The organism is Candidatus Frankia alpina, assembly GCF_902806485.1.
GTDB classification, from domain to species: domain Bacteria; phylum Actinomycetota; class Actinomycetes; order Frankiales; family Frankiaceae; genus Frankia; species Frankia alpina.
This window is the reverse complement of sequence record NZ_CADCWT010000187.1, coordinates 1-9,898: the sequence shown is the minus strand read 5'-3', so window position 1 is coordinate 9,898 and position 9,898 is coordinate 1. Positions and strand designations below refer to the sequence as shown.

The following is a 9,898-nucleotide window of genomic DNA, read 5'->3' as shown; positions in this document are numbered from 1 at the left end:
GCCGGGAATGGCTCAATGGGTTCTGGGAGACCGGCGTCCCGGACGAGTCCGTGGACGACATCGCGAAGCGGTGCCCCAACACCGAGGCGCTGAGCGCCGACGGCGTCTGGCTACAACACCGGACACTGCTGGGCACCGAGGAGCAGATGCACGAGGTTGCGGCGGTCGTGGCCGACACCCTGGCGGCGCAGTGACACCGGCGGTGCCGGTGCGGGTCGCCGTCGTCGGACTGGGCTGGGCCGGCCGGTCCATCTGGCTGCCGCGGCTGCGCGAGCACCCCCGGTTCGTGGTGACCGCGGCGGTCGATCCCGATCCCGCCGTCCGCGCCACGGTGGCCGCCGAGCACGCCGTCGAGCACCCGGACCTGGAGGTGCTGGCCGATATCGCCGAGCTCGGCTCGGACCGGTTCGACCTTGCCGTCGTGGCGGTGCCCAACCACCGGCACGCCGATATCGCCGAGCTGCTGCTGACCGCCGGCATCCCGGTCTTCCTGGAGAAGCCGGTCTGCCTGAGCTCCGCGGAGGCGGACCGGCTGGCCGCGGCCGAACGGGCCGGCGACGTCACCCTGCTGGCCGGCAGCGCTGCGCGTTACCGAGCCGACGTCAGCCGGCTCTACGGGGTCGCGGCGGGGCTCGGCGCGATCCGCCACGTCGACCTGGCCTGGATTCGTGCCCGCGGCATCCCCGACGCCGGCGGCTGCTTCACCCGCCGGGAGCAGTCCGGAGGTGGCGCGCTGGTCGACCTCGGCTGGCACCTGCTGGACACGCTCATCCCCCTGCTCGGCAGCGTCGAGTTTCAGCAGGTGGTCGGGACGACGTCCGACGACTTCGTCAGCGACGGCGCGTGGGCGGCGTCCTGGCGCCATGGCGAGCAGGAAGCTCCCACCGGGGGCGGGGACGTGGAGGACACGGCGCGCGGCTTCCCTGGTGACCGGGGACGGGACCTCGGTGTCCCTGCGGGCGAGCTGGGCCTCGCACGAGGCCCGCGACCTCACCGCGATCAACGTCGAGGGGGCCGCCGGAACCGCCTCGCTGCGCTGCACCTTCGGCTTCGGGCCGAACCGGCAGGATCGCTCGTCGCTGTCGGTGACCCGGACCGGGCAGACCACGGCGGTGCCACTGCCGGACGAGCCGATCGGGACCGAGTACCGCCGCCAGCTCGACGAGCTGCCGGCGATGCTGGCCGACCCGGCCTCGCGGGGGCGGGCGATCGCCGAGGTCCGGCCGATGATCGCGGCCATCGAGCGCCTCTACGAATCGGCGCGCTCGCGCAGGTCCGCGCCGCAGCTCGTCCGCGCCGGTTGATGACGTCGCGGACAAAGCACCGTTGATCTATTCGTCGAGCCCGGGGGGGCCTGTGGGAACGGAACCGAGGGGTCGGCCGATGGCCGGCGGCACATATCGGCAGACAGTGATCTTCGATCTCGATGGCGTGCTCGTCGACAGTTTCGGCGTGGTGCGGCAGGCGTTCACGATCGCCTACGCGGAGGTCGTCGGTCCCGGTGAGCCGCCGTTCGAGGAGTACAACCGCCACCTTGGCCGCTACTTCCCCGACATCATGCGGATCATGAACCTGCCGCTGGCGATGGAGGAGCCGTTCGTGCGGGAGAGCTACCGCCTCGCCCATGAGGTGGTTCTCTTCGACGGCGTGGAGGAGATGCTGCGCCGGCTGCGCGTTCGGGGCCACGGGCTCGCGGTCGCCACCGGCAAGGCCGGCCCGCGGGCCCGCCACCTGCTCGGCGAGCTCGGTGTGCTGTCGTTGTTCGACCACGTCATCGGCTCCGACGAGATCCCGCGGCCGAAGCCCGCCCCGGACATCGTGCTGCGCGCGCTCGACCTGCTGGGAACGGGGCCGGCCGAGGCGATGATGCTCGGCGACGCGGTCGCGGACATCGAGAGCGCTCGTGCCGCCGGGGTCATGGCGGTCGCCGCACTGTGGGGCGAGACGGACGGCGTCGAGCTGCTCAAGGCCCGCCCGGACGCCGTGCTGCACCGTCCCGCGGAGCTGTTGGTGCTGCTCGGCGGCGCCGGCCCTCAGCCGGCGCCGACGGCCTGCGGCTGCGCCGCGCCGCCGGTCGACCTCCCCATCGCCCGAGGTGACCTGCAGGCCGCATCGCCGACGTCGGCGACCGCGGCCCACCGGGCCGAGAGTTCTGCTCGCGCGCGACTGACCCGCCGTCAGGACGCCTGACGCGCCAGCAGGATCGCGCCGGACAGGGACGACAGACCGCCGAGCACCGCGGCTCGCACCGGCGCGGGCGGATGGCCTGGGCGACCGAGCTCGCGGGCCCGTTCGTCGACGGCCTGCGCGAATCCGGGCAGGCCATCCGCGAATCCGCCCCCGACCACCGCCAACGCCGGATGGAGCAGCTCGGTCAGCCCGACCACGGCGACGGCGACCGCCTGCGCGCTCTCCCGCACCGCCCAGCCGGTCCCCGCGAGCCAGGCCGCGCGTAGCTCGGCGAAGGTCACTTCTTCGCCGCTCTCGCCGCTCTCGCCGGCGCGGTAGCGTGCCGCCCGGCGCAGGGTGGCAGGGCCGCTGGCCGTGGCCTGTACGCAGCCCTGCCGTCCGCAGGTGCACGGCGGGCCCTCCGCGGAGATCACCAGATGTCCGATCTCGGCCGAGCCGCGGCCGGGTCGTGGGCAGGGCCGCCCGTCCAGCACGATCCCGCCGCCGACGCCCGTGCCGAGGCCGAGGTACACCAGGTCCGGGCAGGCGGCCGCGTCCGCCTCGGCGAGGGCGGCGAGGTCGCCGTCGTCCGCACAGGCGACGACCGCCTCCGGTACGAGGCCACGCAGCGCGTCGGCCAGCGCCAGTCCCGTCCAGCTCGGCCGGCCCGGCCAGGTCGTCACCCGACCGGCCGGATCGACGGTCGCGGGCATCGCGACCCCGACCGCGGTCACCGGCCCGGTCCACCTCGCCCGCAGGCCGGCGACGTGCGTGGCAAGATCGCCGAGGTCGCGGCCGGCGCTCGCCGACGACGCCCAGCGGAACGTCGCCTCGACCGGCGTTGCGGCACCGGCGGACGTGCCGTTGCCGGTCGGAGCGTCGGCGTGGATGGGTGCGGTGGTGTCGGCCGGTTCGATGCGCAGGGCGACCTTGGTCCCGCCGACGTCGATGCCCAGGACGCCTGGCGTCATCGGCGAGGCGAGGGTGTGCATGAGGAGCCTCCCGGAGCCCGTCAGGCGTTGGCCGCCGAGCTGAGTTGGAAGAACGACCGGTACAGGTCGAGCTGGTGGGTGAGCATGTGGATGCCCGGATGGGCCGGCAGCCCGAGTGCGCTGGCCGCGTCCAGCAGCCGGGTCCGCGGCGGCTTCATGATGATGTCGGCGACGACGCAGCCCGCCGGCAGCGAGTCGGGCCGGAAGGGCAGCGGGTCGCCGGGGCGCAGGCCGAGCGGGGTGGCGTTCACCGCCAGGTCCGCGTCGCTCAGCGCCGGCTCGGGTGTGGCGACGGCCCGGCCCGGCCGGTGCTCGTCCAGCCGGGCGAGCAGGCCCGCGCACTTCCCCCGGTCCGGGTCGTAGATCGACAGCGGTCCGCAGCCGGCGTCGAGCAGTGCGACCGCGATCGCGCTGCCGGCCCCGCCGGCCCCCATCAGCGCGACCCGCGCGCCGCGCACCGGATGGCCTGCGGCGGTCAGTCCGTGGACGAAGCCGGTCCCGTCGAAGTTGTCAGTCAGCCAGCCAGCCAGCCACCGCCGGGCAGCCGGCGCAGCACGTTGGCGCTGCCGCTGATCCGCGCGGCGGGGCTGCGCTCGGTGGCCAGGGCGCAGGCGGCGACCTTGTGCGGGATCGTGACGAGGACGCCGTCGAGGTTCTCGATGGCCGCGAGCCCGCGCAGGACGGTGGCGAAGTCCGTCGGTCGGGCGTGCACCGGGACGAGGACGGCGTCGACCGCGAGCCGGGTGAACAGCGGGTTGAGCAGGGACGGCGCCTGCACCTGCGCGACCGGGTCGCCGATGACGGCGTACAGCCGGGTGGCGCCGCCAATCGGCCGCGTGGGCTGGGCTGGGGCCGGCGACGATGGGACTGCCGACGTCACGCCGCGTCCTCGGGGGGCATCGCGGCGAGCGTTGCCAGCACCAGGTCCTCGTCGACGTCGGGCACGAGCTCCGGCCCCGCCGGGCCGTCGAGGACGAAGGTCAGCCCGGTGTTCGTCGACTTCTTGTCCAGCCGCATCACGGCGATGAGCTCGGCGGGCTTCACCCCGGTGGGCAGGGCGCCGGGCAGACCGTAGCCCTGTACGACGTCGAGGTGTTCGCGGACCCGTTCGGGCCCGATCCGGCCGAGCGCCCCGGCGAGCCGGCCGGCGAACACGGTGCCGACGGCGACACCCTCGCCGTGGCGTAGCGCGTAGTCGGTGGTGCGTTCCAGAGCGTGCCCCAGGGTGTGCCCGTAGTTGAGGATGTGGCGTAGGTGCGAGTCGCGCTCGTCGCGGGCGACGATTCCGGCCTTCAGCGCCACACTCGCCGCGATCTGCTCGGCGACCGGCCGGCCGAGCAGCCCGGGTGCCCCGATGAAGTGGGCCTGCGCGATCTCGCCGTAGCCGTTGATCCACTCTCGGCGGGGCAGGGTGGCCAGGTAGTCGGTGTCGCAGAGGACGGCGCTGGGTTGCCAGTAGGCGCCGACGAGGTTCTTGCCGGCGGGCAGGTTCACCGCGGTCTTCCCGCCGACGCTCGCGTCGACCTGGGCGAGCAGCGAGGTCGGCAGGTGGACGACGGCGACGCCGCGGTGGTATAGCGCGGCGGCGAGCCCCACGACATCGGTGGTCGTCCCGTCGCCGCAGGAGATGACGACGTCCGAGCGGGTCAGCCTGAAGTCCGCGAACCGGCTGCACAGCGCCTCGACGTTCGTCAGGGTCTTGTCCGCCTCGCCGTCGCGGGCGGGTAGCCGCAGCGCCGGCACGCCCGGGTCGGGCACGGCGTCGAGGGGACGGGCGGAAACGATGACGGCCCGCCTTGCACCGACGCGGGCCACGACGTCGGGCAGGGTCTGGCGGACGCCGGCGCCGATGTCAACGGCGTAGCTGCGCGGGCCGAGTTCCACCAGGACACGCCGGTGATCGGCGTCGATCCGCTCGATCGGGCTGATCGGCTGGGTTGTAAGCATGCCCGTCACGTGTCGTCTCCGGATCCGCGAGGTGTGGTGGCCATCCGCCGTGCTCCCCGATGGTCCGCCGCGGCGCCTGTGCCCCAGTCTGCCGAAGTGCCGCTCGGGCACCCCAACCGGGGCACCTGCCCCAAAGATCCCGTTGTGTTCCGGTCGATACATCCCGGTCGCGACCGGTTGGCCGGAGTTCGCCGCATGCCGGTCAGCTCGTGCATCATGCACGCAGAGTAGGGTCTGTGCGGTGCGATCAGACGACGGCGCGAGGCTCGCCGCGGCGCTCGGGCTCCTGCTCGCGCGGCCGACCCGGATGAGGCTGTTCGGGGACCTGCTGGCCGCGGGCGACGTGAACCTGGACGAGGCGACCTACCCCGTGCTCAACGGCCTGGCTCGGGCGGGTCCCATGACCGCGCGCAAGCTCAGCGCGGAGATCGGCATCGACCGGTCGGTGGTGAGCCGGCACAGCGACCGGCTCGAGGCACTCGGACTGCTGCGTCGCTCGGCCGATCCGGACGATGCCCGCGCCACCCGGCTCACCGTCACCGACGAGGGGCACGCCGCCATCGAGCGGTTGCGCGGCCGGTTGGCGGGCGCGTTCCAGCGCAGGCTCGACGCCTGGCCGGCCGAGGACGCACGTGCCTTCGTCGCGGGGATGGAGCGTTTCGTCGAGGAGAATCTGGCCGAGCGGGGCCGATAGCCGGGTTATCGAGATGACCGTGGGCGGTGGTGACCTATATCACGGTCGGTGGCGCCTTCGGGTGGCCGACACCTCCGCGCGGCGCGCCTTTCGCGAGGATCCGGGACACCGGCGGGAATCTGCGTCAGGCTCGGTGACCACGGGCCGGTCTCCGACCGCAGATCCGTCGAGAAACCCGGCTAGTTCGTAAACGAGGAGTCTGTGATGACCAAGCCGACCCCCGCGACCAACGCCGATTCCGGCCCGCGTCCCACCGAAACGCCCGCCGGCGTGCCGAGTACGGCGTCTGGTGGGCGGACTTCAGCGCAGGTCGAGGATGGTCAAGGGCACTCCACGCCGGCGTCGGCGGTGCCGGAACAGCTGGGGACCCTTCCGTCCGGGCCTGCCGGCACCCCGGATGTGCCGTACCCGGATAACGGCCTGGCCCAGCTGGAATACGGCGTGCCGGCGGCGCCGGACGAGGAGCTGCCCGGCGCTCGGGCGCTGTGGATCATCGCTTTCACCTTCGCCGCGCTCGGCCTGTTCTTCCCGCTCGCCGGGCTGATCGCGATCGGCTGCGGCGCCCTGGCCTGGCGAAAGGGCAGCGGGCGCGGGCGGATTGCGACGTTCGTCGCGCTCGCGACGACCGTGATCGGGCTCATCCTCACGATCGTCGTCCTGACCACCTGACCACCTGACCACCTGACCACCTGACCACCTGACCACCTGACCACCTGACCACCTGACGACCTGACCACCTGACCGCGCGCGGGGTGCCGCGCCGCCGGGTGGCGATCTGTATCCGTCGGTGGCGTCTTTCCACCTACCGACGGTGTTTTGGCCGGCCGGCGGTTATTTCCAGGCGACGTAAAATCCGGTCGGGAACGCGGCAGGGCCGGCCTGCCGATCGCTGGGCCGACTTTCGCGGAACCACCGGCGGCACGGACCTGCGAAATGATCCGTACCCGGAGAGATTCCTGCCCGGCGGCGCGTCGGCGGCACAGGTGAGGCCGCCCGGCTCGGGGGGTGCCGGGCGGCCTCTGGACTGATGATGACATTCATCGGGGCGTCGGCACAAGCCAACGAGGATCGTGCCGGCCGTCAGCCGGACCAGGATGAACCGCTTTGGACCAGGTCGACCAGCAGGCCCGTGCCGCCGTCCAGGTAGGCCCCGACCGGATGCTGCGTATTCGGTCGGACCTGCTCGACCCGTGCTCCGGCGGCGACCGAGGCGTGTAGCTGGGCCGCGACGTCGTCGACCAGGTAACCAATGGCGAAGACGCCCTCGCCGCGCCTGTCGAGGATCTCCCGCGCCGTCCACGGTTGGCGGCCGGGTTCGACCAGCTCGACCTGGCTGGAGCCGAGTCGGCCGGCCGCGACCCTGGCGCCATCGAGTGCGACGGGTCGGCCGCGGCGCACGGCGGGCCCGGACAGCGCCCGCGTGTGCCAGGATTCGATGCCGAGCGAGACGGTGTAGAGCTCGCGGGCGAGATCCAAGTCGGCGACCACGATGGCGAAGTGATGAAACGTCAGCCCGGCGAGCAACGACTCGATGGCCTCGATGCCGCTGAACGGTGCACCGTCCGCCGCGAGATCCGTGGCGCCGCACCGTGTCGGAATCATCTCGGCCTGCATACGGGCCTGGAGGTGAAAGACCGGCTCGGTTGTCACGACACCCCTCCCGCATCCCGCCGGCATCGGGGGAGCGCGACCGATCGTACCGTCGTCCGGCGCTTCCTGCGTCCCGGCCGGCAGCCAGGCACGATGATGCAACCTATGCCGACCTTCATCGAGAAGCCGACCGTCGTCGAGGCCGCCGGGAATCTTCCCAAGATCATTCGAGAGTACGTGGGCGGGGTGAACACCGGCACCCGGAGCCTGAGCATCGCGCACATGTCGAGTCCGGGCGGCTGGACTGAGCCAGGCCAGCGGCCCGAGTTCGACGAATATACGGTCGTCCTGCGCGGCGCGGTGACGGTGGAGCACGTCGACGGGATCATCGAGGTTGCGGCTGGTCAGGCCGTGCACACCGCTGCTGGCGAGTGGGTCCGTTACAGCACGCGCGGCGCGGACGGCGCGGACTACATCTCGGTCTGCCTGCCGGCCTTTCTCCCGGAGACCGTCCACCGGGACGGGGACGGGTAGGTCCGCTTTCCGTTGCCTGTGCAACGAAGCGGCGTACCGTTGATGAATGAGTGGACCCGTCTCGCCCATCGACGTCGCTCCCGCGTCCGCGGACCCGCCGGTGCCCCCGCCCGGGGCAGGGGGATCGAGCCTCGGCCGGTTGGGCCGGAGCTGGAGGTCGTCGACGGGCGGACCGCCGACGTCAGCGGAATCCTGGTGCGGCGAGTCCTGCCCCGCCGGAGCCGACGGACCATCGGCGCCTGGTGCTTCGTCGACCATCTGGGCCCGGTGGCGATCTCACCGTCGAGCCCGGTCGCAGTCGGGCCTCATCCGCACATCGGGCTGGCCACCGTCACCTGGCTGCTGCGTGGCCGCCAGATGCACCGGGACAGCCTCGGTTCGGAACAGGTCCTACGACCGGGCGAGCTCAACCTGATGAGCGCCGGGCACGGGATCGCCCATGCGGAGGAATCCGAGAACTACCGGGGTGAGCTGCACGGCGTGCAGTTGTGGGTGGCGCAGCCCGAGCACACCCGGCACGGTCCACCCGCCTTCGCTCACCACGCCGACCTGCCCGTCGCCCGGTTCGGGGCGGCCGAAGCGACGGTGCTGCTTGGCGATTTCGGCGGCAACGTCTCCCCGGCGCGCACCGACTCTCCGCTGGTCGGCGTCGATCTCGCGCTGCGCTCCGGTGGCACCGTCCTGCCGTTGCGGCGCGACTTCGAACACGGGCTGGTCGTCCTGGCCGGGTCGGTGGAGGTCGGCGCGCAGGTCCTGCGCCCCGGCCGGCTGGGCTACCTGGGCGCCGGGCACGACGAGCTGCCGCTGCGCGCCGACGAGAGTGCCCGGGTGCTGTTGCTCGGCGGGGAGCCGTTGGGTGAGCAACTGGTCATGTGGTGGAACTTCGTCGCCCGGTCTCGGGCCGAGATCGATGCCGCCCGCGCCGACTGGCAGGCCGGCGCGGACCGGTTCGGCACCGTGGCCACCACCGCCCGGCGAATCCCTGCGCCCGAGCGGCCCTGGGCGACCGGCTGACTGGAGCTGGTCGACGGCGGGGTGGGTTGGTCGGCGGCGGATGTCCCTGGGCTGGCCGGGGCTAGTCGGCGGTCCGGCTGCGGCGGGCGCCGAGCCCCTGGATGACGAAGCCCAGCCCGATGCCGAGCAGCCACACGTCCTTCGCGATGGGCAGCCCCTGCTGCGTCGGCCAGACAGTGCCCTCCCGGCGCATGCCGTCCGTGCGGGTGTAGAGTCCGAGCAGCCCACCGGAGAAGGCGGACAGGCCGAGCCCGGCGAGCCCGGTCGGCACGACCGGGACGACGAGCGCCGCGCCGAGAGCGAGCTCGGCGCCGGCGAGCGCCTTCGTGAAGGTCACCGGGTCGAGTTTCGCCAGGAACGGATAGGTGTTCGAGGCCAAGCCGTGCACCCCCTCGGCGGTGGCACGGTCGGCCTTCCACTTGTCCAGACCTGAGCACAGGATGAACGTTCCCGCTGCAACGCGGCCGCGGACGTCACGTGCCTTGAGGGGCAGACCCATGGTGGACAACCTTCCGTCGGGCGGCGCATTGTCAGGTTCGCCGCGGGGCGCCGGACGGCTCGAGCCGGCGGCGTGTCGCCCAAACGTAACGTCGCCTGCGGCCGGAAAGCGAACGGGACCGGCCTGCGCCGGCCCGGCTCGTCAGAGTTTTCTGACCTGTTCGGCGATGGTGTCGACGTCGGAGTAGGTGACCCCGAGCAGGGGAAAGCCCAGGCTGTGTTGGCGGGCGAACTCCTCGTGGCGGTCCAGATCCTGCGGGCTGATGCCCTACACGAGGACGCCGAGGTCCGCGAAGACTTCCAGGCCCGCCGAGTAGGAGCACATCTGCCGAGTGCCGACCGGCTGTGCGGTCGTCGGGGTAGAAGGCGAGCACGACGGGATGCCCTCGCTCGGGGTGGCCATGGAGTTTTTCCGAAACCCGCCATGGCTGATTCGAATCAGATCGCCGGGATCGTAAAT

Annotated in this window: 11 protein-coding genes and 3 pseudogenes; 7 read left to right on the top strand and 7 right to left on the bottom strand. The window is 72.5% G+C overall.

Annotation, left to right across the window (positions count from 1 at the left end; translation table 11 throughout):
* From G6R25_RS17675 to G6R25_RS17665, 3 genes and pseudogenes are all read left to right on the top strand, one after another.
* Positions 1–194 (top strand): annotated as a pseudogene (locus G6R25_RS17675) (DegT/DnrJ/EryC1/StrS family aminotransferase); the annotation flags it as partial.
* Positions 195–208: 14 nt separating this feature from the next.
* Positions 209–1,304 (top strand): annotated as a pseudogene (locus G6R25_RS17670) (Gfo/Idh/MocA family protein).
* Between the two features lie 79 nt (positions 1,305–1,383).
* Positions 1,384–2,190, top strand: a complete 807-nt coding sequence (locus tag G6R25_RS17665; RefSeq protein ID WP_163553871.1) for an HAD-IA family hydrolase — start codon at positions 1,384–1,386, stop codon at positions 2,188–2,190.
* On the opposite strand, the gene G6R25_RS17660 is transcribed toward G6R25_RS17665, so the two are convergent.
* From G6R25_RS17660 to G6R25_RS17650, 4 genes are read right to left on the bottom strand one after another with little or no spacing between them, the layout of a single operon-like run.
* Positions 2,178–3,161 (bottom strand): ROK family protein, encoded by a 984-nt coding sequence (locus G6R25_RS17660; RefSeq protein WP_163553870.1) that lies wholly within the window; start codon positions 3,159–3,161, stop codon positions 2,178–2,180. The genes G6R25_RS17665 and G6R25_RS17660 overlap by 13 nt on opposite strands.
* Positions 3,162–3,181: 20 nt before the next feature.
* Complete coding sequence (locus tag G6R25_RS31785) at positions 3,182–3,619, bottom strand: Rossmann-fold NAD(P)-binding domain-containing protein (RefSeq protein ID WP_235948895.1); 438 nt, start codon at positions 3,617–3,619, stop codon at positions 3,182–3,184.
* A 56-nt stretch (positions 3,620–3,675) separates the two neighbouring features.
* Positions 3,676–4,041 (bottom strand): hypothetical protein, encoded by a 366-nt coding sequence (locus G6R25_RS31780; RefSeq protein ID WP_235948893.1) that lies wholly within the window; start codon positions 4,039–4,041, stop codon positions 3,676–3,678.
* Positions 4,038–5,108, bottom strand: a complete 1,071-nt coding sequence (locus G6R25_RS17650) for a 3-dehydroquinate synthase family protein (RefSeq protein ID WP_163553869.1) — start codon at positions 5,106–5,108, stop codon at positions 4,038–4,040. The genes G6R25_RS31780 and G6R25_RS17650 overlap by 4 nt, the downstream gene beginning before the upstream one ends.
* Positions 5,109–5,349: 241 nt before the next feature.
* Here G6R25_RS17650 and G6R25_RS17645 point away from each other — a divergent pair, with 241 nt between their 5' ends.
* A complete protein-coding gene (locus G6R25_RS17645; protein ID WP_136449367.1) occupies positions 5,350–5,802 on the top strand; it encodes a MarR family winged helix-turn-helix transcriptional regulator in 453 nt (150 codons plus the stop codon).
* 204 nt (positions 5,803–6,006) lie between these two features.
* A complete protein-coding gene (locus G6R25_RS17640; protein WP_136449366.1) occupies positions 6,007–6,471 on the top strand; it encodes a hypothetical protein in 465 nt (154 codons plus the stop codon).
* Between the two features lie 411 nt (positions 6,472–6,882).
* Here G6R25_RS17640 and G6R25_RS17635 read toward each other — a convergent pair whose 3' ends face one another.
* On the bottom strand, positions 6,883–7,452 hold the full coding sequence (locus G6R25_RS17635) for a VOC family protein (RefSeq protein WP_235948891.1): 570 nt from the start codon (positions 7,450–7,452) through the stop codon (positions 6,883–6,885).
* 105 nt (positions 7,453–7,557) lie between these two features.
* Between G6R25_RS17635 and G6R25_RS17630 the strand changes: the two genes are divergently transcribed.
* Positions 7,558–7,926: a cupin domain-containing protein gene (locus G6R25_RS17630; protein WP_163553867.1), complete on the top strand. Its 369-nt coding sequence runs from the start codon at positions 7,558–7,560 to the stop codon at positions 7,924–7,926.
* Between the two features lie 42 nt (positions 7,927–7,968).
* Positions 7,969–8,940, top strand: coding sequence for a pirin family protein (locus G6R25_RS17625; RefSeq protein WP_235948889.1), 972 nt, complete (start codon positions 7,969–7,971; stop codon positions 8,938–8,940).
* Between the two features lie 61 nt (positions 8,941–9,001).
* Here the strand turns inward: G6R25_RS17625 and G6R25_RS17620 are convergent, their stop codons facing one another.
* Entirely contained in the window at positions 9,002–9,439 is a 438-nt protein-coding gene (locus G6R25_RS17620; protein WP_163553866.1) for a hypothetical protein, read from the bottom strand.
* 267 nt (positions 9,440–9,706) lie between these two features.
* Positions 9,707–9,898 (bottom strand): annotated as a pseudogene (locus tag G6R25_RS27670) (hypothetical protein); the annotation flags it as partial.

Excerpts from the sequence above, each read along its gene's own strand:
- G6R25_RS17660 (WP_163553870.1), bottom strand. The coding sequence starts at position 3,161 with ATGCACACCCTCGCCTCGCCGATGACGCCAGGCGTCCTGGGCATCGAC.
- G6R25_RS17640 (WP_136449366.1), top strand. The coding sequence starts at position 6,007 with ATGACCAAGCCGACCCCCGCGACCAACGCCGATTCCGGCCCGCGTCCC.
- G6R25_RS17665 (WP_163553871.1), top strand. The coding sequence starts at position 1,384 with ATGGCCGGCGGCACATATCGGCAGACAGTGATCTTCGATCTCGATGGC.
- G6R25_RS17630 (WP_163553867.1), top strand. The coding sequence starts at position 7,558 with ATGCCGACCTTCATCGAGAAGCCGACCGTCGTCGAGGCCGCCGGGAAT.
- G6R25_RS17620 (WP_163553866.1), bottom strand. The coding sequence starts at position 9,439 with ATGGGTCTGCCCCTCAAGGCACGTGACGTCCGCGGCCGCGTTGCAGCG.
- G6R25_RS17625 (WP_235948889.1), top strand. The coding sequence starts at position 7,969 with ATGAATGAGTGGACCCGTCTCGCCCATCGACGTCGCTCCCGCGTCCGC.
- G6R25_RS17650 (WP_163553869.1), bottom strand. The coding sequence starts at position 5,108 with ATGCTTACAACCCAGCCGATCAGCCCGATCGAGCGGATCGACGCCGAT.